General features: G+C 72.1%; 19 protein-coding genes and 2 pseudogenes. 12 read left to right on the top strand and 9 right to left on the bottom strand.

The window, feature by feature from the left end:
- Nucleotides 1–26: 26 nt before the first annotated feature.
- The gene (locus ACZ52J_RS22940; RefSeq protein WP_465621249.1) at nucleotides 27–1316 is read right to left on the bottom strand and encodes an ABC transporter substrate-binding protein; all 1290 of its coding nucleotides are present in this window, start codon (nucleotides 1314–1316) and stop codon (nucleotides 27–29) included.
- Between the two features lie 230 nt (nucleotides 1317–1546).
- Between ACZ52J_RS22940 and ACZ52J_RS22945 the strand changes: the two genes are divergently transcribed.
- From ACZ52J_RS22945 to ACZ52J_RS22970, 6 genes and pseudogenes are all read left to right on the top strand, one after another.
- Entirely contained in the window at nucleotides 1547–2725 is a 1179-nt protein-coding gene (locus ACZ52J_RS22945) for a LacI family DNA-binding transcriptional regulator (RefSeq protein WP_465621251.1), read from the top strand.
- A 282-nt stretch (nucleotides 2726–3007) separates the two neighbouring features.
- Nucleotides 3008–5476, top strand: coding sequence for an endo-beta-N-acetylglucosaminidase (locus tag ACZ52J_RS22950; protein WP_465621253.1), 2469 nt, complete (start codon nucleotides 3008–3010; stop codon nucleotides 5474–5476).
- Between the two features lie 36 nt (nucleotides 5477–5512).
- Entirely contained in the window at nucleotides 5513–9697 is a 4185-nt protein-coding gene (locus ACZ52J_RS22955; RefSeq protein WP_465621254.1) for a glycoside hydrolase family 38 N-terminal domain-containing protein, read from the top strand.
- Entirely contained in the window at nucleotides 9694–10389 is a 696-nt protein-coding gene (locus ACZ52J_RS22960; protein WP_465621256.1) for a DUF7158 domain-containing protein, read from the top strand. The genes ACZ52J_RS22955 and ACZ52J_RS22960 overlap by 4 nt, the downstream gene beginning before the upstream one ends.
- Nucleotides 10390–10514: 125 nt before the next feature.
- Nucleotides 10515–11261, top strand: a pseudogene (locus ACZ52J_RS22965) (hypothetical protein); the annotation flags it as partial.
- A 39-nt stretch (nucleotides 11262–11300) separates the two neighbouring features.
- Nucleotides 11301–11771: a GNAT family N-acetyltransferase gene (locus ACZ52J_RS22970; RefSeq protein ID WP_396289254.1), complete on the top strand. Its 471-nt coding sequence runs from the start codon at nucleotides 11301–11303 to the stop codon at nucleotides 11769–11771.
- Between the two features lie 95 nt (nucleotides 11772–11866).
- On the opposite strand, the gene ACZ52J_RS22975 is transcribed toward ACZ52J_RS22970, so the two are convergent.
- The 3 genes from ACZ52J_RS22975 to ACZ52J_RS22985 form a co-directional block, all read right to left on the bottom strand.
- Nucleotides 11867–12475 carry an SMI1/KNR4 family protein gene (locus ACZ52J_RS22975; RefSeq protein WP_465621258.1) on the bottom strand — a complete coding sequence of 203 codons (609 nt, stop codon included), beginning with the start codon at nucleotides 12473–12475 and terminating at the stop codon, nucleotides 11867–11869.
- 50 nt (nucleotides 12476–12525) lie between these two features.
- Complete coding sequence (gene argJ / locus ACZ52J_RS22980) at nucleotides 12526–13680, bottom strand: bifunctional glutamate N-acetyltransferase/amino-acid acetyltransferase ArgJ (RefSeq protein WP_465621259.1); 1155 nt, start codon at nucleotides 13678–13680, stop codon at nucleotides 12526–12528.
- 135 nt (nucleotides 13681–13815) lie between these two features.
- Nucleotides 13816–14451 carry a DUF6368 family protein gene (locus ACZ52J_RS22985; RefSeq protein ID WP_465621261.1) on the bottom strand — a complete coding sequence of 212 codons (636 nt, stop codon included), beginning with the start codon at nucleotides 14449–14451 and terminating at the stop codon, nucleotides 13816–13818.
- A 296-nt stretch (nucleotides 14452–14747) separates the two neighbouring features.
- Here ACZ52J_RS22985 and ACZ52J_RS22990 point away from each other — a divergent pair, with 296 nt between their 5' ends.
- Nucleotides 14748–14882, top strand: coding sequence for a hypothetical protein (locus ACZ52J_RS22990; RefSeq protein WP_465621263.1), 135 nt, complete (start codon nucleotides 14748–14750; stop codon nucleotides 14880–14882).
- 6 nt (nucleotides 14883–14888) lie between these two features.
- On the opposite strand, the gene ACZ52J_RS22995 is transcribed toward ACZ52J_RS22990, so the two are convergent.
- Nucleotides 14889–15251, bottom strand: a complete 363-nt coding sequence (locus ACZ52J_RS22995; protein ID WP_465621265.1) for a CU044_2847 family protein — start codon at nucleotides 15249–15251, stop codon at nucleotides 14889–14891.
- Nucleotides 15244–18786: an nSTAND1 domain-containing NTPase gene (locus ACZ52J_RS23000; protein ID WP_465621267.1), complete on the bottom strand. Its 3543-nt coding sequence runs from the start codon at nucleotides 18784–18786 to the stop codon at nucleotides 15244–15246. The genes ACZ52J_RS22995 and ACZ52J_RS23000 overlap by 8 nt, the downstream gene beginning before the upstream one ends.
- 401 nt (nucleotides 18787–19187) lie before the next feature.
- On the opposite strand from ACZ52J_RS23000, the pseudogene ACZ52J_RS23005 reads away from it, so the two are divergent.
- Nucleotides 19188–19325: pseudogene (locus ACZ52J_RS23005) on the top strand (LuxR C-terminal-related transcriptional regulator); the annotation flags it as partial.
- A gap of 22 nt (nucleotides 19326–19347) precedes the next feature.
- Here the strand turns inward: ACZ52J_RS23005 and ACZ52J_RS23010 are convergent.
- Together ACZ52J_RS23010 and ACZ52J_RS23015 are read right to left on the bottom strand one after the other, a co-directional pair.
- Entirely contained in the window at nucleotides 19348–19569 is a 222-nt protein-coding gene (locus ACZ52J_RS23010; RefSeq protein ID WP_465621268.1) for an aromatic-ring hydroxylase C-terminal domain-containing protein, read from the bottom strand.
- Between the two features lie 438 nt (nucleotides 19570–20007).
- On the bottom strand, nucleotides 20008–20781 hold the full coding sequence (locus ACZ52J_RS23015; protein WP_465621270.1) for a hypothetical protein: 774 nt from the start codon (nucleotides 20779–20781) through the stop codon (nucleotides 20008–20010).
- A gap of 341 nt (nucleotides 20782–21122) precedes the next feature.
- On the opposite strand from ACZ52J_RS23015, the gene ACZ52J_RS23020 reads away from it, so the two are divergent.
- Both ACZ52J_RS23020 and ACZ52J_RS23025 read left to right on the top strand, forming a co-directional pair.
- Complete coding sequence (locus ACZ52J_RS23020; protein WP_465621272.1) at nucleotides 21123–22145, top strand: helix-turn-helix domain-containing protein; 1023 nt, start codon at nucleotides 21123–21125, stop codon at nucleotides 22143–22145.
- A gap of 277 nt (nucleotides 22146–22422) precedes the next feature.
- Nucleotides 22423–22788, top strand: coding sequence for a hypothetical protein (locus ACZ52J_RS23025; protein ID WP_360498867.1), 366 nt, complete (start codon nucleotides 22423–22425; stop codon nucleotides 22786–22788).
- 52 nt (nucleotides 22789–22840) lie between these two features.
- Here ACZ52J_RS23025 and ACZ52J_RS23030 read toward each other — a convergent pair whose 3' ends face one another.
- Nucleotides 22841–23116, bottom strand: a complete 276-nt coding sequence (locus ACZ52J_RS23030; protein ID WP_465621274.1) for a DUF4253 domain-containing protein — start codon at nucleotides 23114–23116, stop codon at nucleotides 22841–22843.
- Between the two features lie 172 nt (nucleotides 23117–23288).
- On the opposite strand from ACZ52J_RS23030, the gene lanL reads away from it, so the two are divergent.
- The gene (gene lanL / locus ACZ52J_RS23035) at nucleotides 23289–26159 is read left to right on the top strand and encodes a class IV lanthionine synthetase LanL (RefSeq protein ID WP_465621276.1); all 2871 of its coding nucleotides are present in this window, start codon (nucleotides 23289–23291) and stop codon (nucleotides 26157–26159) included.
- A 2-nt stretch (nucleotides 26160–26161) separates the two neighbouring features.
- On the top strand, nucleotides 26162–26293 hold the full coding sequence (locus ACZ52J_RS23040; protein WP_360498877.1) for a hypothetical protein: 132 nt from the start codon (nucleotides 26162–26164) through the stop codon (nucleotides 26291–26293).
- Nucleotides 26294–26337 lie beyond the last annotated feature (44 nt).

The raw sequence follows: 26337 nt of genomic DNA on the forward strand, positions 1-26337 counted from the left end.
ACGTTGCGCGGGGCTGCTGGTCGGGGTCAGCCCTTGAGCAGCTTGTTGCACTGCTCGACGGCGGTGTCCAGCGCCTGCTTGGAGCTCGCGTCGCCGCTGATCGCGAGCGCGATCTGCTGGTTGACGATGGTGCTCATCGCGTCGTCGACCTGGACGGGCTGGATCAGCTTGGCCTTGGCGAGCGAGTTGAACGCGATCACCTTGGCGTCGCCCGCGTTGGTGCCGTCGCTCTTGCTGAAGAAGGGGTCGTCCGACGAGGCCTTGGTGGACGGGAAGATGCTGGTCAGGTGGGCGAAGGCGGCCTGGTTCTCGGCGCTGGTGACCCAGCGGGCGAGGGCGACCGCGGCGGCCGGGTTCTTGGTGCTCTTCGGGATGGACACGCCCTGGACGTACAGCGGCGGGGTGGCCAGTGCGGCGGACGGGACGACCTTCGGGGCGAGCGTCGGGTTGTCGGTGGCGAGGCTGGTGATGTAGTTGGCGCCGGCGGTGGTCCAGGCGGCGGTGCCGGCGTTGAACAGCTTGGTGTTGCCGGCGTAGGTGTTGGTCAGCACGTCCTTGGGGAGCAGGCCCTCCTTGAAGGCGTCGCGGTACCTGTCGAGCAGCGCGGCGGCCTCGGGGGTGTTGAAGGTGAAAGTCCTGCCGTCGTCGGACATGAGTTTCACGCCGGCGTTGTAGAGGTCGCCGAGGCCCGGCTTGCGGCTCATCAGGTAGGTCTGGCCGCCGGACTTCTCCTTCATCACCCGGGCCTGGGCGATCAGTTCGTCCAGACTGGTCGGGGGCTTCTTCGGGTCCAGGCCGTTCTTCGTGAGGAGTTCCGAACTCCAGTAGTTCACATCGGTGTTGAGGTACCAGGGGTAGCCGAAGGTGCCCGGGTGGCCGGCGAAGCGGTAGGCATCGACGCCGCCGGCGACGTACTCGTCGGCGAGCTTCGGGTCGGCCTTGGCGACGTCCAGCAGGAGGTCCTTCCGCGCGAGCGGGAGGGCGAAGTCGGGCGGCAGGTTCACCACGTCGGGCAGGGTGCCGGCGGCGGCCTGGCTGAGCACCTTGTCGGAGTAACCCTCGCCGGGCTGGTCGAGCCAGTCGACCTCGACGCCGGGGTACTTCTTCTTGAAACCGTCGATCACGCCCTGCATGTAGTCGGTGAACTTCGGCTTGAGCGCCCAGGTCTGCAGCGAGACCTTGCCCTTGACCTCGCCGGTGGCGGCCGCACTCGCCACGCTGTCGCTGTCCTTGGTGTCACCGGAGCCGAGTCCGCAGCCGGTGAGTGCGGCCGCGGTGAGGGCCGTAGTCGTCAGTGCCGCCCAGATTCTTCGCATGAGGGTCTCCCGGTCCTGGGGGTGGGTGGGGGATCGTGCTGAGCTCGGGGTGCTTCCCGGGGATGTTCCGGGGGTTCTCCGTCAACGGGGGTTTCTGTCAACGGGAGTTCCGTCGACAGGGGGTTGTGGCGAATCCCGGAACCTGACTCACTAACCAACTAAACCGGTCTAGCTATGCCAGGGACTATGCTCCCGCCTAAACTTGGCTGTCAAGAGAGGAGTCGGGTCCTGTGGGCAGACCGACGATCGCCGACATCGCCCGCCAGGCCGGTGTCTCCAAGGGCGCGGTGTCCTTCGCGCTCAACGGCCGCCCGGGCGTGAGCGAGGCGACCCGGGCCCGGATCCTGCGGGTCGCGGAGGAGATGAACTGGCGCCCGCACAGCGCCGCACGCGCCCTCGGCGGTGCCCGGGCCGACGCCGTCGGCCTGGTGATCGCCCGCCCCGCCCGCACCATCGGCGTCGAGCCGTTCTTCAGCCAGCTGCTCTCCGGCCTCCAGGCCGTGCTCTCGGCCAGCTCCGTCGCGCTGCACCTGATGGTCGTCGAGGACACCGCCGCCGAGATCGAGGTCTACCGCCGCTGGGCCTCCGAGCACCGCGTCGACGGCTTCATCGTGGTCGACCTGCAGGTCAAGGACCCGCGACTGCCGGTACTGGACGAGCTCGGGCTGCCCGCCGTCGTCCTCGGCGGGCCCGGCAAGGGCGGCAACCAGCTGCGGATCTGGGCCGACGACCGGGAGGCGATGCTCTCGATCGTCGACTACCTGGCCGCCATCGGGCACCGCCGGATCGCCCACCTCGCCGGGCTGCCGCACTTCCAGCACACCCAGCGGCGGATCCGTGCGCTGCGCGACGCCTCGCGCCGGCTCGGCCTGGAGGAAGCCGTGTCGGTGCCCACCGACTTCAGCGACGCCGAGGGCGCCGCCGCCACCCGCACGCTGCTCTCCCGGGCCAGGCGTCCCACCGCGATCGTCTACGACAGCGACGTGATGGCCGTCGCCGGGCTCGGCGTGGCGGGCGAGATGGGTGTCGCGGTGCCCGGCGAGCTGTCCATCGTCTCCTTCGACGACTCGGTGCTCGCCCGGATCGTCCACCCGCCGCTGACCGCGCTCAGCCGGGACACCTTCGCGCTCGGCGAGCAGGTCGCCCGCAGCCTGCTGGCCGCCCTCGACGAGGCCGGGCCCGGGCGGGACCTGCAGATGCCGACGCCACGGCTGACCGTACGGGAGTCCACCTCGCCGCCCGGTCGTGCCGGCGAGTCCGCGGCGGGTTCCCTCGTCGAGTCCGCGGCCGGTTCGTCCGGCGAGTCCGAGGCCGCTTCCCTCGTCGAGTCCGAGGCCGGTTCCGTCGGCGATTCGCTCCCCGGAGTGGTTGCTGCGCGAGTCGTTGACAGCGGTTCTGAACCGGTTTAGCCTCGCAGCGCCGAGCGGCTCCCGCCCGGCGCGCTCCGCCGCACGCTGCCGCACTTCGTCCGGCTCCCGCTGCGCCCGTACGTCGAGCAACCGCCGCAGCGGCGACGACCCCCACCCGTTCCGGCGCCACGCGTTCCGCCGCCACCAGCTCCGGCGCCACCTGCTCCGGCTCTACCCGTTCCGGCGCCACCCGTTCCAGCACTGGCACGCCCGCATGCACCCGGCCCCCCGTACGCGACGGCGGGCCCGCCCCCACCTCCTCCGCTCGATCGGAGCCACCGCATGTCACGACGCCTCCCCCTGCTGCTCAGCGCCGCCCTCGCGACGGCCGCGCTGACCGCCACCCCCTCGGCCTGGGCCGAGCCGAGACCGGTCGCGGCACCCGCCGGAACGCCAGGCTCGGCACCCGCCGCCACCGCCGGCCCGGGCAGCCAGCCCTTCGCCTCGTACTGGTACCCCAGCACCATCCTGAACTGGGACCCGGCCACCGACCCGGACGCCCGCTTCAACCGCTCCCGCGTCCCGCTGCAACCGCGCACCAGTGACCCGGCGCTCAAGGCGAACCCCAACGCCCGTACCGGCGAAGGGAAGATCGCCTCCCTGGTCTCCTTCGGCCCCACCTCCAACAACCCCTCCCAGGGCTCCGCCGACCCCAACTACTACGCCTTCGGCTACTGGCAGTACGTCGACAAGCTGGTGTTCTGGGGCGGCTCGGCCGGCGAGGGCCTGATCCTCGCCCCCAACCCGACCGTCATCGACGCCGCCCACCGCAACGGCGTCAAGGTCTACGGCACCGTCTTCTTCCCGCCCGGCGCGTACGGCGGCCAGATCCAGTGGGTGCGCGACTTCGTCCAGAAGTCCGGCAGCCGCTACCCCGTCGCCGACAAGCTCGCCCAGGCCGCGCAGTACTACGGCTTCGACGGCTGGTTCATCAACCAGGAGACCGGCGGCGGCGATTCGGCTCTCGCCGGCGAGCTGCAGAACCTGATGCAGTACACCAAGGCGCAGAGCGGCACCGAGTTCATGTGGTACGACGCGATGACCACCTCCGGTGCGGTCGACTGGCAGAACGCCCTGACCTCTGCCAACTCCTCGTTCCTGCAGGATGGTTCGAAGCGCACCTCGGACTCGATGTTCCTGAACTTCGACTGGTCCGCGAGCGGCCTGAACTCCTCCCGGACGCTGGCCCGGCAGCTCGGCCGCAGCGAGTACGACCTCTACTCCGGCATCGACACCGAGGCCAACGGCTACAACACGAGCGTGGACTGGAACACCCTCTTCCCGTCCGGCACACCGCACACCACCTCGCTCGGCCTCTACCGCCCGGAGTGGACCTGGAAGTCCGCCACCGACCGCGCCGACTTCTACGCCAAGGACGCCCGCTACTGGGTCGGCGCCAACAACGACCCGTCCCGAACGGACCTTTCGTCGAGCTGGCCCGGCCTGGCCGGCTACGTCGCCGAATCCTCGCCGATCACCGCCAAGCCCTTCGTCACCAACTTCGACACCGGGCAGGGCGACTTCTACAACGCGGGCGGCACCCGGGTCGCCACCGGCGGCTGGAACAACCTCTCGCTCCAGGACGTCCCGCCCACCTACCGCTGGATGGTCGACTCCACCGGCAGCAGGCTGACCCCGTCCGTCGACTTCACCGACGCCTACCAGGGCGGCTCCTCGCTGCGGCTGACCGGCACCCTGGACGCCGCCAACACCGTCCGGCTGTACCAGGCCAAGCTGCCGGTCGCGGCGACCACCAAGCTGGACCTGGTGGTGAAGACCCCGGCCGCCGGGCCCACCAAGCTCAAGGCCGCCGTCACCTTCACCGACGCACCGAACAGCTTCACCACGATCGACGTCGGCGCGGACTCCGGGACCGGGTGGGAGCGCCACACCCTCGACCTCTCCCCGTACGCGGGCCGCACCATCGCCCAGATCGCGCTCCGGGTCGAGGGATCCGACCCCGCGTACGACCTTCGGGTCGGCCAAGTCGCCGTCTACGACGGCACGGTGGAGACCCCGGCGGCGCCGAGCGGCCTCACCGTCCTCGGCGCGAGCGACGTGACGCCGGGCTCCAGCCAGTCGCTGCGGCTGTCCTGGGCGGCGGCGCCCGGCAGCAACGTCCACCACTACGAGGTGTACCGGCGCAACGCGGACGGCACCCGGACCTTCCTCGGCGCCACGCCCAACGACGCGTACTTCGTCGGGCGCCTCGACCGGGCCGGCGGCGAAGCCGCCACCACACTGGACGTCGAGGCCGTGTCCACTACGTACGGGCGCTCGACCGCCGCGTCGGCGACGGTGAGTTGGACCAGCACGCCGCCGACCTCCACCAACCTGGCACGGAACCGCCCGGCCACCGCCTCCGGCCAGTGCAACGCCAACGAGACGCCGGCCAAGGCCGTCAACGGCAGTGTCAGCGGCGGCAACAGCGACAAGTGGTGCACTCTGAGCTCCGCCAAGTGGCTGGAGGTGGACCTCGGTTCGGCGAAGCAGCTGTCCAAGTTCGTCGTCAAGCACGCGTCGGCGGGCGGCGAGAGCAGCTCGTACAACACCCGCGACTTCACCATCCAGGTCCGGTCCGGCACCAGCGATCCCTGGACGACGGTCGCCGCCGTCACGGGCAACACGGCCGGCACCACCACCCACCCGGTGACCACCACCGCCCGCTACGTCCGCCTGGTGGTCACCAAGCCCACCCAGACCACCGACCCGGCCGCCCGCATCTACGAGTTCGAGGCCTGGGGCGCGTAGTCCCGCGCCGCTCGCACCTGAGGAAAGGAAGCCCCCGTGCCGGTCACCATCACCGCCGTCGAGAGCACCGACCTGTTCGTCGGACCGGAGGACGCCCCGCGCCAGATCCTGCGTGTGACGACCGAGGGCCCGGCCGCCCGGATCACCGTCAGCGGCCCGGGCGTCCACGGCGAGGCGACCGGCACGGGACTGGTCGAAGTCCCCCTGGAGATCACCGCCGATGCCCGGCCGGGCGATCGGATCCCGGTCACCGTCCGGTCCGAAGACGCGGTCACGGAAGGGCGGTTGGACGTCGCCGAGCCCGGCTGGACGATGTTCCTGGTCTCGCACTTCCACTACGACCCGGTCTGGTGGAACACCCAGGCCGCCTACACCTCCCCCTGGGAACTGGTCTCCGCCGACGCCACCACCCGGCCGCTCTGGGAGCGCAACGGCTTCGCGCTCGTCGACGCACACCTGGACCTCGCCCTGCGGGACCCGGTGTACAAGTTCGTGCTCGCCGAAGTCGACTACCTGAAGCCCTACTTCGACCAGCACCCGGAACGGCGTGAGACGCTGCGACTACTGCTGGAACGCGGCCAGGTCGAACTCGTCGGCGGCACCTACAACGAGCCGAACACCAACCTCACCGGCGCCGAGACCACCATCCGCAACATCGTCCACGGCATCGGCTACCAGCGCGACATCCTCGGCGGGGACCCCCGAACCGCCTGGCAACTCGACGTGTTCGGACACGACCCGCAGTTCCCCGGCCACCTCGCCGCAGCCGGTCTCACCGGCAGCGCCTGGGCACGCGGCCCGTTCCACCAGTGGGGCCCGATCCAGAAGAACTTCCGCGAGGCCAAGGACGACGCCCGGGTGATGCAGTTCCCGAGCGAGTTCGAATGGATCGCCCCCGGCGGCGAGGGTGTGCTCACCCACTACATGCCGCACCACTACTCGGCCGGCTGGTGGATGGACTCCTCGCCCGACCTCGCCACCGCCGAGGAAGCCGTCCACGAGCTGTACCGCAAGCTCAAGCCGGTCGGCGCGACGAAGAACCTGCTGCTGCCGGTCGGGACGGACTACACCCCGCCCAACAAGTGGGTCACCGAGATCCACCGCTCCTGGGCCGCCAAATACCTCTGGCCCCGGTTCGTCTGCGCCACCCCGCGCGACTTCCTCGACGCCGTCCGGACCGAACTCGCCGCCACCGGACGGCGACCCAGCCCGCAAACCCGCGACATGAACCCGGTGTACACCGGCAAGGACGTCTCGTACATCGACACCAAGCAAGCCCAACGGGCCGGCGAGGTCGCGGCGGTGGACGCCGAGAAGCTCGCCACGCTCGCCGCCGTCCACGGACTCGGCCGCTACCCGGCCGCCGCGCTGGACAAGGTCTGGCGCCAACTCGCCTACGGCGCCCACCACGACGCGATCACCGGCTCCGAGTCCGACCAGGTGTACCTGGACCTGCTCGGCGGCTGGCGGGAGGCGTACGACCTGGCGAGCGGTGTACGGGACGCGGCGCTGGACGCGCTCACGGGCCGGATCTCCACGGCGGGGGCCGGTTCGGCGGTCGTGGTGACCAACACGCTGTCCTTCGACCGGACCGATCTCGTCTCGGTCGAACTGCCTTCCGGCGTAAGGTCGGTGCGGGTGCTGGACGACCGGGGCGAGGCGGTGCCGAGCTTCGTCGACCGGGGGACGCTACGGTTCCTCGCCGAGGACGTGCCCGCCCTCGGCTGGCGCACCTGGCGACTGGCGGAAGGCACCGCCGAGGAGCCGTGGACGGCGACCGAAGGCCTGGGCATCGCCAACGGACGCTACCGGGTCACCGCCGACCCGGCACGCGGCGGCGGCCTCACCTCGGTCTGGGACCTGCGGCACGAAAGGGAGTTGCTCCAGGACGGCCGGATCGGCAACGAACTGCGCGTCTACGAGGAGTACCCGCAGCACCCCGACTTCGGCGAGGGCCCCTGGCATCTGGTGCCCAGCGGCCCGGTGGTCGGCTCCGGTGACGGCGCCGCGTCGGTCCGCCGGGAGACCGGGCCGCTCGGCGAACGCCTGGTGATCGAGGGCACGGTCTCCGCTCTTCGATACGAGCAGACCGTCACCCTGTGGCGCGGCCTCGACCGGGTCGACTGCCGCACCCGGATCGTGGACTACTCCGGCGCCGACCGGCTGCTGCGGCTGCGCTTCCCCGTGGACGTCCCCGGCGGGCTGCCCGTCAGCGAGGTCGCGGGGGCGGTCGTCGGGCGCGGCTTCGCCATGCCCGACGTGGACTCGGCGGAGGCGCCGTGGACCCTGGACAACCCGGCGAACACCTGGTTCGGGCTCGGCGCCACAGCGCGTGTCGACCTCGCGGACCCGGCCGGTACGGTCATCGGCTCCCGGGCCCTGGGTGTGGCGGAAGTCGTCGTGCCCACCTTGGACGACGCCGCCGACGCCCGCCCCCTGGTCGTCGCGCTCGCCCGGGTTGGTGTGACGGCCACCACCTCGGGCGCCGACTGGGCGCGGTACGGCTGGCTGGACGTGGACTCCAACCTGCCGGACTTCCGCATCGTCGTCGGCTCGCCCGAAGTCAACGACGCCGCACGCGAGTTGATGGCACAGGTGGGCGAGGAGTACGCGGCCGCCCTGAAGGCACACGGCGCGGTGTGGGTGCCGGCGCTGACCCCGCTCGCCGAGGTCTGGCGGCCGGACGCCGACCTGCGCGACCTGCGGGCCCTGCCCGCGCTGGTCGTCACCGACCTCGCGGCGCTGGCCGAGGACCTCGCCGACGCCCGGATCACCGCCGTCTGCCCGGCCGCTGTCTCCGATCAACTCGCGGACCACACCGTGGCATTGCTCAGCTTCGGCCTGCCCGGCTTCGCCGTCGACACCACGGGCGCACTGCACCTGTCCCTGATGCGGTCGTGCACCGGCTGGCCCTCGGGCATCTGGATCGACCCGCCCCGGCGCACCCTGCCCGACGGTGCATCCTTCCAACTCCAGCACTGGACCCACGAGTTCCGCTACGCGCTGGTCGGCGGGAACGGCTGCTGGCGGGAGCAGACGCTGCCCGCGCACGGCCAGGAGTTCAACCACCCGCTGTACGCCCGCGTCACGGCCGCGCAGGAGGGCCCACTGCCGGCCACCCTGTCCTGGCTACGCGTCGAACCGCAGCGCGAGGTCCTGCTCGGCGCGCTCAAGCCGGCCGGGAACCCGATCGCGAAGGGATCGGCGGCGGAAAGCGGACCCGAACTGGCCGTCCGGCTGGTCGAGTCCACGGGCCTCGGGCGAACCGCCGCACTCGCGGGCGCGCTCGGGCTGGGCGACGTACGGCCCGCCGACCTGCTGGAACGGCCGCTCGCTTCCGCCACGTCGGGCCTGGACCTCGCGGGTTCGCAGATCGCCACCCTGCTGGCCGCCCCCGAGGTCTCCGCCTCGGCGGACGGCCCGGTCCTCGGCCCGGTCGCCGAACCCGCCCAGCCCGTCCACGCCCGCTACTGGCTGCACAACCGAGGCCCGGCACCGCTCGGCTACCTGCCGGTATCCGTCGGCGCCTCGCCCGGACTGCTGCGGACAGCAGGAGAGCCGGTGACGCTCTCGGTCGCCCTCTCCTCGCAGCTGCGGGACGCGGCGGTCGAGGGCACGGTCGTCGTCCTGCCGCCCGAAGGCTGGGCCACCAGCCTCGGCAGCCGCCCGTACCGACTGGAGGCGGGCGGCCACCTGCGCTTCCCGGTCACCCTCACCCCGCCCGCCGACGCCGAAGCCGGGCTGTACTTCGCGGCCGTCCGGATCGACCACGACGGCCAGCAGATCGAGGACGTGGTGACGATCGCCGTCGGCGACCTCCCCGCTCTCCTGCCCGTCCCCGGCGACACGCCCGAAGACTGGACCGCCGCCCAGGGCACCAAGGCGGCCTCGGGTCGGGACACCGGACTGAACGTGGAGGTCCCGCACCAGACCCTGCGCCTGAACCCGGGCGGCCACGCCACCCTCGGCCTCACGCTCACCAACCGCACGCGCGGTGAGATCAGGGGCGAGCTGCAACTGGTCTCGCCATGGGGCACCTGGGAGGCCATCGCCGACCCCGTACGCGGCTTCACCGTCCCGGCCGGTACGTCCACGGTGGTCGACTTCGCCATTGCCGTCCCCGAATCCGCGGACCCCGGCTCGTACTGGGCCCTCGCCAAGGTGATGTGGTTCGGCCGCTGCCAGTACGCACCGACCGTCGCCCTGGTGGTGGAAGCATGACCCTCGGCCTGCTCGACGGTCGGCCCCTCGCGCGCACCGGCCTCGATCAGCGGCTCGCCGTCCTCCGGAACGGCCCGCGCGCCACCGCCCTGCCGCAACCCGGAAGTTCGGAGGACCGGCAGCTGACCCGATGGGTCGCCCAGGTGCTGCTCACGGAGGCACTGTGCGAGGCGGTGGCCGCCGAACGCAACCTGCCCGTCGCCCTGTCCGGCCCCGCCCAGCTCGACCAACAAGCCGCCGTCGAACTCGGCTCCATCACGGCGGCCGCCTACGAGGGCAGCGCAGCCGTCCGGGCCGCCTATGTCTGGGTGACAGCCGACATCGAGCCCTCGGCCGAGGACATTGCCCACTACCGCACCATGACCACCCGAGCGCCAGTGGAACGCTGGCACCTCTCCCTCCCCGACGGCGAGTTGGAGGCCAACCCCGACACCCTGCCGACAGCTCTCGCCGAAGCCCTCCGCGCGGCCCCGGTCGGCGAGTGGGTCACCGCAGGCCCCTGGGCGGCTGCCCTCCTCTCCACCGTCATGCCATCGGAGACGCCCGACCCCACCCCCGCCCTCCGCGACGCCGCCCGCCGGGCCGCCTTCGTCCGCTGGCTCGACCGGGAACGCGCCCGACGCCTCACGCTCGTCGAAGGCCTCGAACACCCCGGCGACCCCGCCCAACCCGACAACCACCACCGTCACTGAGCGCGCCCCCGGGGAGGCGGCGACGCCGCCCCGGCCCGGGCGAGCCGACGGAAAACGGCGTGCGGTCGGTGGGGTGGCGCAGCTAGCTTGCCGAGGTAACACAAACCGGTCCGCATGGAGGAGAAGTGACGGTTCATCGGCCCGCAACTCCGCAGCAACTGCCGTCCGAATATCAAGAGTTCATCGATCGCGCCACCGCCGACGACGACGTGGTCGGGCTGATCCTCAAGGGGTCGCACGCGCACGAGGACATGCCCACCGAGCATTCCGACCACGACGTGTACGTCGTCCTCGCGGACCGGGCCACGACCGGACTGGCGGCCCTGGACGGCTATCGCTCCGCCGCGCTGGACGTGGTGGTGACCACGCTGGACGGGTTGCGCGCGTTCGGCGGCCTGGAGCGGTACGCCCTCGCCCGGGCCCGCGTCGTGCTGGACCGGACCGGCGGCGAGCTCGCTGCGATCATCGCGGCGAAGGGCCGGCTCGGTACGGAGGAGGCGCGTGCCGTCGCCGCCGCCCGGCTGGACGCCTACGTCAACTGGCTGTACCGCTCGGTCAAGAACGCCCGCGACGGCCTCGCCCTGCCGTCCCTCCTCGATGCTGCCGAGAGCATCGGCCACCTGCTGGAACTCCTGTTCGCGCTGGACCGGCGGCCACGCCCCTACAACAAGTACCTGTCCTGGGAATTGGAGCGGCACCCGCTGCCGGGCTGGGAGGGCCGCGTGCTGCTCGACACGATCGAGCGGATCCAGCGGACGGGCGACGTGTCCGCCCAACAGGGGCTGTTCGCGCAGGTCGAGGTGAGGGCCCGGGAAGCGGGCCACGCGGCGACGCTGGACGCGTGGGGCGACGACCTGGCGCTGCTCCGGCCGTCCACGGGGCCCACCGCCCGGTCCCACACCGCCGTCACCCTGCCCGTCACCGTGCGGAACCTGCGCCACGAGGACCTGCCGGCCTGCACCTGGTCCGGCTCGGCCACCCATCTGCGCTGCGTGGAACACGAGTTGGTGCGCGCGGCGGCCGGCGAGGTGGACTACCTGGCGGTCTGCACACCCGCCGACCTGCCGGTGGCGATCGGCGGCATCGACTACCAGGTCGCCGACGGCGCCGGCACCGTGTGGCAGCTCGGCGTCCACCCGGCACTCCAGTCCTGCGGCCTGGGCACACTGCTGATCCGCGCGGCCGAACAGCGGATCAGGGAGCGCGGCCTGACCCGCAGCGAACTCGCCGTCGAGGAGGACAACCCCCGGGCCCGCGCCCTGTACGAACGCCTCGGCTACGTCGCGTACGGCCGCGAACCCGACTCCTGGGACGAGGAGGCGCCGGACGGCACGATCCGCCGCTACGAGACGATGTGCGTCCTCATGCGACGGGAGCTGTGATCCCGCGAACCGGCGATCGGACAACCACCACCGCCACGGAGGCACGATCCCGTCGGCCCGCCGCGCTCGACCCATCGAACGCGGCGGGCCCTGGGCTACGGGGACTGGTCCTCGCGGCGACGGCGGTGCTCCCGCTCGACACGGTCGAGAGGTGCCCGAAGGGCGGGCGAGGTCAGGTGCAGGGCACGGTTGTCGCGGCCGTCGAGCATGTGGTTCAGCCAGCGTTCGTACCAGGCCAGGAAGTCGGTGGCCGAGGAGACGTTGGGGCCCCAGAATCCGTCGGCGTTTCCGGTGACGACCCGGCCGGTCAGCGGGCCGGTGATGCCGAGGAGCAGCAGGTCGCTGCACCCGGCTTCGATGATGTTCAGGAACAGGTCGCCTGGGCGTGCCGGAGGGTCTGCGCAGGTGAATCCCCGAGGCGATCCGGCCTTCTCCAGGGGATTCATCGTGAACAGCCGGCACGACCGCAGCGGCAGGAGACCGTAGGAGGGCGCGGCGCCGCTGCCGCCGATGGTGGTCAGGAAGTTACGGTAGGCGATGGGTAGCCGGATGCCGTGGTCGGCCTCGAACTCGGCCACACTGGCGGTGGGCAGTGGGGGAGCGAGGCGGAAACCGTGCTTCTCCTCGCCGAAGGAGTGGCTCCGGAGCGGGGCGTAGGGCACCTTGGCCAGCTTGCGTCGTATGCGGGTGACGCGGGAGTCCATGCGGATTCTTCTCTCTGGATCTCCCGCAATCTACCTGGTCGGGGAGACCCTCAGGTCGTGTAGTCCGCGTTGATCTTCACGTAGCCCTCGGTGAGGTCGCAGCCGTACACGGTGAACGTGCCGTCGGCGATGCCCAGGTCGACGCGGATGATCACCTCGTCGCCGCTCAGGTACCGGCCCGCCTGTTCGAGGAGTGCGTCGCTCGGCTCGTCGGGGTACATGGTGAGGTCGCCGAATCGGATGTGGACGGTGGCGGGGTCGATGTCGGTGTCGTCTTCGAGTTTGCCAATGGCCATGGCGATGCGGCCCCAGTTCGGGTCGGAGCCGTGGACGGCCGTCTTGACGAGCGGGGAGTTGACGACGGTCTTGCCGACGCGCTTGGCCTGCGCCGTGTCGCGGGCGCCGGTCACCTGGACCTCGATCAGTTTCGACGCGCCTTCGCCGTCCGAGGCGATGTCGCGGACGAGGTGCAGCGCACACTCGTACAGTGCCTGTTCGAAGGCAGCCGGGTCGACCGGGCCGGCGAGCCCGTTGGCGAAGATCGCGGCGGTGTCGCTGGTGGAGGTGTCGGTGTCGATGCTCAGCGCATTGAACGTCTTGTCCATCACGCGGCGGAAGAGGGCGTCGAGCTCGGCGGTGGGGATGTCCGCGTCGGTGAAGAAGAACGTCAGCAGGGTCGCCATGTTGGGTTCGATCATGCCGACGCCCTTGGCGATGCCGACGAGTACGGCGTCGCCGCAGCGCACGTGGACGTGCTTGGGGCGGGTGTCCGTCGTCATGATCGCCTTGGCGGCCGCCCGGTAGTCGGTCTCGGGGAACGGCCAGGTCATGGCGTCGAGTCCGGCACGGATGCTTTCCATGGGGTACGGGCGCCCGATCATGCCCGTGGAGCCGATGACGAGTTCGTCCGGCGAGACGCCGGCGATCTCGGCGACCCGGCGGCGTACTTCGGCGGCGTTCTCCGCCCCGGCCCGCCCGGTGGCGACGTTGGCGTTGCGGGCCAGGACGACCATTCCGCGGCTGTGGTGGAGTGCGGCTGCCTCGCGGCTGAGGATGACGCTCGGGCCGGCGAACCGCGACCGGGTGAAGACGGCCGCCGATCGGCACGGCACTTCGGAGATGACCGCCGCGAAGTCGTCCTCGACGTCCTTGAGGCCGAGGTTCGCCGTGACGGCCCGGAAGCCGCGGGGTGCCACAGGCTGCATGGCTGATTCCTCCCTGGGTGATCGCGAATAGATTTGCAAAGTATTGAATACATCAGCCATCAAGGTGTGGTCAATTCAGCCGCCGAGGTCGGTGCATGGTGCATGAATATGCAGGCGATGCGGTGAGGTGAGTCGTTACTTGACCAGCCGGAAGCCCGGCCGCCAGGCCCAGGCCCGCAGGAACTCGGCCGTCACCAGCGCGGTGTCCCACCCGTCGTCGGCGATCCCCAGCAGCCCGGGGAGCCCGGCGATCACCGCCTCCTGCCCGGGCGCCAGCTCGGCCTTGCCGACACCGCCGGTGACGTCCAGGACGGCGGCGGTCAGCAGGGCCGTCGCGATGTGGTCGATCGGGCGATTGCAGGCGGCGCTGACGTTGACGGCCTGCACCGGTCGGAACCCCAGGAGGGCCTCGATCTCGTCCTCCTCCTCGTGCTCGGCTTCGAAGACGGACTCGTCACCGACCCCCGCTCCCATCAGGTAGACGTCGAACGGCCGACGCCAGTCCTCGCGCTGCGGGTTGAACCCCACCAGCGCCGCGAGCCGATCGTCCGCCGGCTGCCCACCGAGCAGCGGCAGCGGGTTCGGCTGTCGCCAGTCCGCGTCCCGGGTGTCCTCGACACCCAGCCGTTCCGCGGGCACGTTGACGTCGTAGCAACCGGGGCGCTTCTCCTCGAAGCGGCAGGAGAGCCCCACCACCAGCTCACGGAACTCCCGCAGCACAGTGGGGGAGAGGGGCTCCGCGAGATCGATCACCAACGTCGGTCCGGACATGCCGGGAGCCTAGTCACCGGCTTGATGCCCCGCCTCCACGTGGCGTGAACGACCTCACCCGTTGTCCGGTCGCCGCGAGGCCGCCAGAGAGGCCGCCTGGGTGTCCGTCTGGCCGGGGGGTACGGTGCTCCGTGGATCCAACGGGCTGGTCGGGGCGCGCATGTCGTTCAGGAGGTGACGCGACAAAGAGCGCCCAGACATTCAGGATCACGGCCAGGACTGTCGGGATCCCAATCCGGATCCGGCGCTGTATCTGCTCCTGTCTTCTGGCCTCGTTAAGGGCGGCGCCTGCTTCCATGCCGCCCTGGCTGACCAGTTTCCTGCCTCTTGGTCACATCCGCGTCCCGGACTCGGTCGTCACCGAATTCGGCGCGTTCGCGCAGAAATTGCTGCTCTGGGGCCGTTGGAAGGAGGAGCCGGCAGTGGGCTGAGTTCCCCTATTGCTCTGCGTCCGGGCCGGGGGTGTCGGTCCGCTGCCAGATCAGCTTGATCACGAAGTTGCCCTCGGCCGCCGTCTTGGCGATGACCGCGCCCGCCTCGGCGTTGATCTTCACACCGAGTTCCACCTCCACGCTGCTCGGCGGACTGGGCAGCGTGGTCAGCCGGTCCAGCAGGGCTGCGGCCGCGCCCCGGACCTGGTCGAAGCTCTCGGTGAGGGTCCGGGTGGCGGTCCCGACGATCTCGCCCGGCCGGGCGGCGCGCACGATGCCCGAGGCGGCGGTGTCGACCTCCAGTACCACCTGCCCAGCGGTGTCCGAGCCGCCCAGGGGTACCCGGATGAGCTGGGTCGCGTCAGCCATGCTTCTCCTTCTTCCACGTGCACAACGATCCCCGGTAGGCACCGGGAGGCAGCTTCTTCGAGGCGGTGGACGGCAGTGTCTCGTCACCCATGACCCGGCACAGCTCGGACAGCCAGTGCTCGGCCTCGGCGACGGAGGGAACCTTTTCGGTGTTCTGGCGCCGAGCGGGAAGTCTGCGCACCGGATCACCGCCCGTCGGGCCCACGACGGCGATCACCCCCATGTCGGCCATGATCACGGACAGCGCCTCGTCCGAGCCGAGGAGGTCCGCCGTCCACTCGCCGGGCAGCGGGACGAAGGGGACGTCACCGGACAGCTCCCCATCTGGCGTCCCGAAGACCACTATGCGCGAACTCCTGGCCGGCACCGCGACGCCGGTCACCGTCACCTGCTGAGCGGTCGTGCTGTCACTCAGGACCTTGCCGCTCGGAAGTTCCTGGACCACCAGCCGGTGGCTCACCGCCAGGTCGGTCTGCCGTGTCTCGACGACCGCCAGCCGACTCAGGTCCGGGCTCACGTCCACATGGAGCGTCATCGTGTCCGTGCCGCTCCAGTGGAACAGCTCCCGCGCGACCGGGACTTCGCCGCGCAGGTCCCACAGTTTCACCGACGCGGTGCCCGATCCGCTCAGCGCGGAGGCGTCCATGAGGGTGAGCATGCTGTCCCCGCCGGGACCCAGCCAGATTTGGTCGACGGGCTCCGCGACGGTGGGCATCACCTTCCTGATCCGACCGTCGGCCGTGTCCCAGAGGACGAGCCGGCCTCCCCTGCCGTAGAGGCCCGTCTGCCCCAGCAGCGCCGATCCGTCGGGGGCGAAGGAGAGCCGCGCGTACTGCGTCGGCATGGCCGCCCCCGGCAGGTCGGAGAGGTCGGGGAGCTTGGGCAGTTCCAGGCCGGGAACGCTCGGCAGGGAGTTCGGGTCCGGGAACGGGTCGCCCTCCCGGGGGCGATCCAGCTCCCGGACCTTCCCGGTCCGTACGTCGTACAGGGCCGCCGGCAGCCCGCGGGGGTCCGGCAGCGCCGTCGGAGCCTCCTCGACAGACACGGGAATGGTCGGCCGTCCCATGGCCACCAGGGAACCGTCCGGGCTCACCGCCGTGACACCCGCCGGCTGATCGGTCGGATCCCGGTGCACCCCGGAAGCGTCGACACGGACGACCACGATCGTGCCGTCGGCGGCCCGCGCCGCGATCACCCGGCCTTCGGAGTCGGCGATCGCCGAAGCGGTCGGCTTCCCCAGCGGGTCGGTCAGGAGCGAGTCGACGCTGCCGTACCGGGGGGCGATCAGGTCGGCGAAGCCGTACCGGGCGTACATCTCGCCGAGCCGCGTTCGGGTCTGCTCGGTGTCCTGGGTGCGGTAGGCCCGCAGCGCCAGCAGCAACGCGGTGTACGAGAAGCCCGTGTCCTGCGCGTCGCGCATCTGCTCGGCGTCCCGCGACTGCTGGACCAGCACCTGCGAGGCGGTGGTGGCCGCGTCCTGGCTGATGTCGTTCCGCCACGCCCAGGCGCCCAGGCCCGTGACGAGACTGAGCGCGACGGCGAGCGAGATGAGGGTGCGCCGGCGGCGGCGTGAGCCGCGGGCACTTGCTTCGACGAACTCCACTTCGTCGGGGCGCAGTTCGTCCCGACGACGGGTGAGCCAGTCCCGGGCGTCACGCAGCTCGGCCCCCCGCAGCAGGCGACGGCCGGAGCGATCGTCCCCCTTCCAGAGCGCGACCCGCCGCCGCAGGTCCTCCTGCCAGACCCGGAAGTCGCGGTCCGCGGCGAAGAAGTCGCGCAGCCGGCCCCAGTGCGTCAGCAGCACCTCGTGGGCCAGTTCGATGGTCTCCTCGGGCGGCCCGTCGGCCGGACGGAACTCCTCACCGGGAACGATCAGCCGAGTGGTCAGCAGGCGCTGGGCGATCCGCCACTGCCCGGCACTCAGCTCGGAGCGGGCGACGGTGCGGCGGGTGGGTGCCGTGCCGTCGCCGCCGGGGTGGACGAGCTGGACGAGCAGCCCGCGGGCCGCCAGGTGCTCCTCCTCGGTCAGGCTGCCGGTCCAGATCTGCTCCGCGTGGGTCACCAGCGCGTCGCTGACCCTGCCGAGTGCCTCGTACGCGGCATGGCCGATGACGCCCCGGTGCTGGCGCTCCCAGAGCTTGGTGAGGGCGAACTCCAGCAACGGCAGGCGGCCCGGATCGCTCCCGAGGTCACCCAGGATCCGGTCCACCAGCCCCGGCTCGTACGCCACGCCGGTGTGCTCCAGGGGCCGGACGACGGCCGCGCGGAGCTCGACGTCGGTCATGGCACCCACCGTGACCAGGCGCTCCCCGCTGAGCAACGGGGCCAGCCCCGGGTGGGTGAGGGCGGCGGTAAGGAAGTCGCTGCGCAGGGTCGTCACCACGCGCAGCCGGGCCCCGGGAAGCAGGGCGGCGCCGAGCGCGGACGCCAGGGCGTCCACGTCCGCGCGCTCCGTGCCGATGAGGACCTCCTCGAACTGGTCGGCGACCAGCAGCAGCCGGTCCTTGCGCTGCCGGGCGAGTATCCGGTCGACGATCGCCGGCAGCTGGCCGTCACGCAACAGATCGGTGAGCCCGGGGAGTTCGGCCAGGCGGGCGGTCTCGGTCAGGTCGGGTTCGAGCCGGGGGAGCAGCGCCAGCGCCAGGGCGGCGAGCGGGCTGCGGCCCAGCTGCCCCGGGCGGAAAACGACGATCTCCAGATCCTCGCGGTCCCGCAGCCTCGGCAGCACACCGGCGTACAGCAACGACGACTTTCCGCAGCCCGACGGGCCGACCAGGTTGATCGTCGGTGCCCAGCCGAGCAGGTCGGCGATCCGGCGGGCGGGCTCCTCCCTGCCGTGGAACAGACCGGCGTGGCGCTCCTCGAAGGGTTCCAGCGACCGGAACGGGCAGGCAGGCAGCGCTGCTTCGCCGAGAGCAGGCCAGCTCCCGCGCAGGGTCTCGGTCGGGATCAGGTACGCCGTGCGCACGTCCGGTCTGCTGTCGGCCGCCACGACCATCCCGACCACGCCGCCCTCGGTGACGTCCCACACCGGCGCACCGGAGAACCCGGACTCCACCCGGTGCTCGCTGGCCGGGTCGGTGTCGTACTGGAACCACCCGGCGCCGGTGCGGCCGCGCAACCAGCCGACGCTCCAGGCGCCGTCGTCATGGGTGTCCGGGAATCCGAAGGTGCGCACTCGGCGGTCCGGACCTGCCACGTGCTCCACCAGCCTGCCCACAGTCGCCTTGGCGGGCGCGGGGGAGAGGAGCCGCAGAACCGCGACGTCCCCGGACCCGTCCGGCCGGATCGGGGTCCACGAGCCGATCTCCACCGCGATCCGCCGGCCGGGCGCGGCCAGCGGGAAGTCGATCTCCAATCGCCCGACCGGCGGATCCGCCGCATCGGACGGTACGCCGAGTGCCTTGGCGACCACGTGCGCACAGGTGATCACCTCGCGCTGCCCGGCGAGGAACCCGGCCCCCTCCGGTCGGCCGTCCGGGCCGAGGATCCTCACGACCGAGGCGTCACTCGGTGCCGCGCTGCCTGATCCCATCAGCCTCACCCCCCGACCGGAAATTCTTACAGAACGTCAGATCAGTTGTCAGTATGAGGTGTTGACCGAGTTTTGACACTTGCTTTGTGCGCAAGGGGAGGGCCATGGGTCCGCGGGCCGGGGCGTCCGCCGGAGACTGGGCGAAACCGGGCGGACGGAGACCAGTACCGTGCGAGCCAATGTGACATCGAACCTGCGCGTGCCGGAGGTGGCCTCGGTCGAGCGGCACGGCTCGCAGGTGGTGGTCACCGGCACCGGCAACCTGGTGTACGCGGTCGCCTCGGCCCTGGCCCGCCACCGGATCGTGGCGGTGGACCTGCGGGCCGAACCGGCCGGGCTGGAGGCCGTTCCTCGCGCTGACCGGGCGCCGGTTCGACCACCCCGGCCGATGACCCATGAGCACCTCGAACCGACTGAAGGAGCTGTTCGTCAGCGAGGCCAGCGTGAAGACGCACCTGCTGCGCATCTACGACAAGCTCGGGGTGCGCGACCGGGCGGGGGCGGTCGGCGAGGCGTTCCGGCGCGGTCTGGTGACCTGAGCCGGGACGCCTGCGGTGGTCCTCACCGGTGGCCTTCGCCCGCGGACAGGATCCGGCGCAGGGCGCTGAGCAGCTGCGCGCCGTCGGCGGCGGTGGGCCGGTGCGGGGCCCGCCAGGCGATGTGGCCGTCTGGGCGGACGAGGATCGCTTCGGTCGGCGAGTCGTTCCCGAGGAGCGCCGTCGGCAGCGGACGGACGGCGACGGGCAGGCCGGCCGCCGCGGCGGTGTCCGCCTGCCACTGCAAGGCAGTCTCCGTGGGGGTGCCAGCAGGGTGAAGCCTGGCCCGACCAGGTCCAGGGTAGACGCGGGCCCGGGCGGGCCGGCGAGCCGCAGGTGGGGGAGCCGGGTGCCGGGCACGCCGTCCGGGTGCTCGCGCTCGGGGTCCAGCGGAGGGCGGGCGAGGGCCTGTGGGTCGACTGCCGAGTCGACTGTCGGGTCGGCTGTCGGATCGGCTGTCGGGTCGCTCGGGACCGCCGTCGAGCGGTAGGCCGCTGTCAGCAGCAGCTCGTCCGCGCACGGTAGTCGGTGGGGGTGACGCCGACGCGGGCGGTGAAGTGGCGGCGGAGGTTGGAGGCGCTGCCGAGGCCGCTGCGCTCGCCGATCCGGGGCCGGGGGTTCAGGGGGGACGCGTCAGCGTCGGTGCTGCGTGAGTGCTGCGTCGGTGCTGCGTCAGCGTGCTGCGTCAGTGCTGCAGGATCTCGGCCAGGTAGCCGCCGCAGCCGTTGGTGGTGTACATCGAGGAGACCCACCACCCGGCCGGGAGCGCCGAGTTGGCGCACACGTTGATGCCGTTGAAGAGGTTGTTGGTGATGTTCTCGCCCAGGTGCCCGCCGCAGCCGTTGGTCTGGTACTCGGAGGTGATCACCCAGCCGGGCGGGATCGGCGAGTCACCACAGGTGTTGATGCCCGGGAACGGCACGTTGATGACCTCGCCCAGGTGCCCGCCGCAGCTGTTGGTCTGGTACTCGGAGGTGATCACCCAGCCCGCCGGGACGGTGGAGTCGGCGCAGACGTTGATGCCGGGGAAGAGCTCGTTGCTGATGTACCCGCCCATGCGGCCGCCGCAGCTGTTCGTCTGCTGCTCGGAGAGGATCACGTAGCCCGGCGGGATGGGGGAGTCCATACAGATGCCCATGCGCGAGGCGGCGATGCTGATCACGGCGACGAGGTGGCCGCCGCAGCCGTTGCCGGTCGACTCCGAGGTGATCACGTAACCGGCCGGGATCGGGGAGTCGCCGCAGATGTTGACGCCGTTGTACGGCGGCTGGACGGTGAGTTCCAGGTAGCCGCCGCAGCTGTTGCTCGTGCGCTCGGCGGTGATCACCTGGCCGGGCGGGACGGGCGAGTTGCCGCAGATCGTGGCGGCCGAGGCGGGAGCGGCGAACGCCACGAGCCCGCCCGCGAGGACGGCCAGTACGGCGACGACGCGCCCGAGCCAGTGTGCGATGGGTTTCATGCGGTCTCCCGGAGGGGTGGACGGTTTCCCGGAGGGTGGACGGGTTCCCGAAGGGGTGGACGGTTGGTCAGCCGGGTCAGCCGGGTCAGCCGGGTCAGCCGGGTCAGCCGGGTCAGCCGGGTCGGCTGGTTCGGGTGGACGGGGTTGGTGGTGCACCTGTGAGTCCGGCGGTCCCGGTGCGCCCACCACACTGGCGGGCCGGTCGGTCGTGGCCAACACCATCGGGACTCGGACAAACAATTACGGAAAACGATCAACTCCTGGTCGCCAAGCGAGACGGTGCGGACAATCTCGTTCGGACAATCAATCGGCGCGAAGTCGCAGCACGGGGGAGGGCGCGGGTGGGCCGCAGACAACGGAGCCTGGACCCCGACGCGGGGCCGGTCGCGGAGTTCGCCCTGCGGCTGCGCACCCTGCGCGAGCGGGCCGGCACCCCGACCTTCGCCGCCATGAGCCGACGGGTCCACCGCTCGACGACGGTCCTCTCGGAGGCCGCCGGTGGGGTCGATCTGCCGACCTGGGCCACGGTCGAGGCGTTCCTGGAAGCCTGCGGCGAGACCGACACCGGGCCGTGGCGCGAGCACTGGGAGCGCGCCCGCGACGCACTGGGGGAGCCCGTGCCCCCGTCCGACAGCCCTCCGGACGGACCGCCCGACAGCCCGGCAAGCAGCCGGCCCGACAGCCCTCCGGACGGCCCGCCCGACAGCCCGCCCGACGGTCCGGCCACCGTACGGCCGTACCGATCCGCGCGCCCTGCCCCGTTACCGTCCGCCCCGCGCTGGTGGTCCTCGCGCCCCGCCACCGCGGCCGCCGCACTCGTCGTCGGCCTCACCGCCGGTCTGCTGGCGGGCTTCCAGCTCCCGCGCGGCACCCCGTCGGCCACGGCCGACCCGCAGTCCACGCCGTCCCGGGCGCTGCCGACCGTCGTGGTCGTCCCGCCGCCGGTACCCCTGCCCTGGCCGGCCGCCGGCTCCGGCTGCGACGCCCGCACCCACTGGGTCTACCAGTACGACCACGCCTACCAGGGCCAGGTCTACGCCCTGCTCGCCCGCCCCGACGGCAAGCCCGCCGACACCGCCGTCACCCTCACCTGGGGCGCCTGGCGCTGGCAGCATCCGGTGACCGTCCAACCCGGCACCCCGGCCCAGACCACCGGCGGCACCCTCCTCCTCTACACCAAACTCGACACCAGCCTGCGCGACCCCCTCGTCACCGTCGACACCGCCGACCCCGTCTGCGCTGCCTTCGGCACCGCCGGGCCGACCTCCGTCGCCCCTCTCAGCACCGTCGACGCCAACCAGGGCTGGACCGGCGCCGAACCCACTGCCGACACCCCGGACGACCCGTCAGCCACCCCCGGGTAGGCGCGTCTCGAACTCCCGATCCGCACTCGCTCAGGCGATCGACCTCCGGGCGTCGTCCCCGTGGTGCGGGGCAGGCCCGTGGGGTGCGCGGATCGTTCTGGTGCGCCGGGGACGGTGTGCGCTGCCGTGCGCCCGGCGGCGCCGTTGACGGTGCCCGTTCAGGTGCGTCAGGCTCGGCGGACCGTCGGGGGCGGGTGGCGTGTGGGTTCTGCCGTGCGTCCTGAGGCCGCCTCCGGCTCGGATGTTCACCGTGAACGCCCTGTCTGGAGGTACCGCCATGTCCATTCGCCGCCTCGCCGTCCCCGGAGCCGCCGTCGCCGCTCTGACGCTCGGCTCGCTGCTGTTCCCGGTCGCGGGCGCCCATGCCGCTCCGGCCGCCGACTCCTGCACCCAGAACTGGAGCGTCAGCTCCGCCGAGGGCTACGCGAACGGGAAGTGGTGCAACTACAACACCAAGGTCGTCGGGACGGTGCACGACACCAAGGCGGACGGCCGCTGTCCGTTCGTGCGCGGCAACCTGTCCAACGGAGGTGTCGTGGACAGCGATTGGGCGGGCGGCAAGGGCAAGTCCCGGGCCATCACCCTCTATGCCCCCTCGGGCACGCACTTCACCAGCGTCACGATGCGCTACATCGGCTGCTGACACTGGAACTGGCGGACGCAACGGGCCGCCGCGCCGGTTCCGTTGAACACCGTCAGTTCCACCAGAACGACCAGCAGTTCTCGATGACGAGCTCCTGCGCGTAGTCGGTCGGGCTCTCGGTGCCCCGGAAGACGTTGTCGGGGTAGAACGCGACGTGCTCGGCCGCGGCCGGCAGGGCCTCGTCCAGGTCGGCCGGCTGGGCCGTGGTGCTCAATCGCAGGCCGTCGAAGCCGACTTGGACGAGGCGGGTGCCGTACCGCTGCTCAGCCACATGACCGGGGCGCTGTCGTCGCCGCAGGCCGGGCGGCAGTGGGGCGCGGTCGATCATGTGTCCGCGCTGGCGGCAGGGTCGGACAGTGCGCGCACGGAGGCATGCGGCTGTTCGGGGCAGCCGATCCGTAGCACGGCCCGCTCGATAGTCGGGAGATCCTCTTCTATGACTTACCAAATCCCTTGCAGCACACTTGTGTTGGCGATTTCGCCGTTGCTAGCTTCGCCGTGTGACCCTGCCCTACCGGTCCATTGTCGCGGAATTCCTGACGCCATCCGATCAGGCCGCCGGCTGGCGCGTACGCCACCTCGAGCCGTGGTGGACCGTGACCCCGCCGGGCCACCTGCCGCGCCGGCAGGGCTGGAAGCTCCACGTGTCGGCGACCCTCGCCTCGGCGCCGCAGGTGTTGGAGCGGGCCGGTCGGGTGCTCGTCGCGCGCGGGTGCGCCTTCAAGTTCGCGGCCGGGCCGCGGGTCACGGCCGAACTGACCGGCACCCGGGCGCCTCGCGGGCAGTCCGGCAAGTTCCTCACCGCCTACCCTGCCGATGACGACCAACTCCGACTCATCGCCGAGGAGTTGCACGAGGCGACCGTCGGCCTGCCAGGCCCCGCGATCCTGTCCGACCGCCGCTACCGGCCGGACAGCGTGGTGCATTACCGCTACGGGTGCTTCGTCCGCTCCCGGGTGCTCAACGACGAGGGGTTCTACGAGGGCCGGCTGGTGGCGCCGGACGGGAGCCTCAGCACCGACCAGCGCAACCCCTGGTTCTCGCCGCCCCCTTGGGCCGAGGACCCGTTCGCCCGGCCGGAACCGGCGCCCGCCGTGCAGCCGGTCGTGCAGCCCGCCGTGCAGCCGGCCGAGGAGTCGGCGACGGCTGCGGAGTCCGCGACGGCCGCGCGGGCGACGCGGTCGGCCGCGCCCCGCCGCCGGGGCGAGCCGGTCCTGCTGGCCGGGCGGTACCTGGTCAAGGAGGCGATCCGGCACTCCAACCGCGGCGGGGTCTACCGCGCCGAGGACACCCGCAGCGGCGAGACGGTCCTGCTCAAGGAGGCCCGGCCGCACGTCGGCGCCGACCCGGACGGCCGGGACGCCCGCGACCGGCTGCGCCACGAGGCGGCGATCCTGGACGAACTCGCGCCCCGGGGCATCACCCCCCGAGTGCGGGAGCTGTTCGAGTCCGGCGGGCACCTCTTCCTGGTCGAGGACCTGGTCCCCGGCCGGAACCTGCAGCAGTGGACCGCCGAGCACCTGGAGCGGGGCGACGGCCGGATCCCCGTCGCGGCGGCCCTCGGGCTCGCCCGCGCGCTCGTCCGGCTGATCGGGGAGGTGCACGCCGCCGGGCTGGTCCTGCGTGACTTCAAGCCCGGCAACGTCCTCGTGACCCCGGAGGAGCGGCCGGTCCTGGTCGACCTGGAGCTCGCCGTCCGGTTCGGCTCCGACACCCACCCGGCGGGCACCCGCGGCTTCACCGACCCCGCGTACCTCGACCCCGCGTACCTCGACCCCGCGCACCTCGACCCCGCGCACCTCGACCCCGCGCACCTCGGTGCCGCGGCACGACGGGGCGGTGGTCCCGCGCTCCGCCCGGCGCCCGCGCCCGGCCCCGAGGCGGACTGCTTCAGTCTCGGCGCGACCCTGCTGCACGTCACCAGCGGCATCAGCCCCGTACTCGCCGACGACGGCACACCGGCCCGGCCGCCCGGCGAACGGCTCGCCGCCCTGGTCGCTGCCGCCCTGGTCGGCGCCGCCCCGGACCTGCCCGCGCTGCACGCCCTCGCGCCCCTGGTCACCGGGCTCACGGCGGAGGCGCCACAGCGCTGGACACTGCCCCGCGCGGAGTCCTACCTGCACACCGGGCTGCACCCGGCCGGCCGCGAGCACCTCACCGAACCGCCGACCGCCACGCGGCTGATCGAGGACGGCCTCGCCCACCTCGCCGCCACCATGACCCCCTCCGCCGAGTACCTCTGGCCGGCCCCGCGCTCCCTGCCGGATGGCGACCCCTGCAACGTGCAACTCGGCGCGGCCGGGGTGCTCGCCGTGCTCGCCCGGGCCGTCCGCTGCGGATACGAGGGCGCCCGGCCCACGCTGCGCACGGCGGCCGACTGGCTGGACGGGCGGCTCACCGAGCCCGGCCGGGTCCTGCCCGGTCTCCACTTCGGCCGCTCCGGCACCGCCTGGGCCCTGCACGACGCGGCCACGGCCCTGGACGACCGGCGCCTCGCCGACCGCGCCCTCGCCTACGCCCTGCGCATCCCGCTCGACTCCGGCAGCACCGACGTGTGCCACGGCCTCGCCGGTGCCGGGCTCGCGCAACTCCACCTGTGGCGCCGCACCGGCGACCGGCGCTTCGCCGACCGGGCCCAGGAGTGCGCGGACGGGCTGCTGCACCTGCTGAAATCCCGCACCGGGGTGGACTGGCCGCTCGGCCCGGAGTTCCGCGCCGAACTGGCCGGCTCCACCCACTACGGCTTCGCCCACGGCGTCGCGGGCAACGCGGCCTTCCTGCTGGCCGCCGGCCGCGACCTGCGGCAGCCCGAGCTGACCGACATCGCGCTCGGCGGCGGCGAGGCCCTGTGCGCGCTCACCGACTGGCGCCACGGCGCCGCGTACTGGCCCAAGGGCCCCGGCCGGACCGACCGTCCGGGCCTGAACTACTGGTGCCACGGCTCCTCGGGCATCGGCACCTTCCTGCTGAGGCTGTGGCAGGAGACCGGCGACCAGCGCCACCTCGCCCACGCCCAGGGCGCCGCCCTCGCCGTGCACCGCGACCGCCACCGCCTCGGCCCCGGCACCTGCCACGGCCTGGCGGGCAACGCCGAGCTGCTTCTCGACCTGGACGCCGCCACCGGCGACGACCGCCACCGGGCCCGGGCCGACGACCTCGTCCACGGCATCGCCCTGCGCGCCGCACGTCGCGACGGCCGGTACCTGATCCCCGACGACACCCTCCGCGAGGTCACCGCCGCCTACAACGTGGGCTACGGCGGAGTGCTCGACCTCCTGCTCCGCCGCCGCCACGGCGGCCCCCGATCGTGGCTGGTCGACCGGCCGGCCGCGGACCCGCACCACCACCCGAGCCCCGGAAAGGGGGAATGACGATGGAGAGCACCGTCCTGGAACTGCAGGAACTGCCCGAGACCGAGGAGCAGCCGCTGGAGCCGATGATGTGCTGCGACACCGGCCACCGCAGCTACCTGCCCACCGAGATCTGTCTGAGCCCGGTCGACTGACGGTCGACCCCCGTGGTGCTGTGAGAACCGCCGACGGCGCCTCA

The organism is Kitasatospora sp. NPDC034035, from assembly GCF_055575755.1.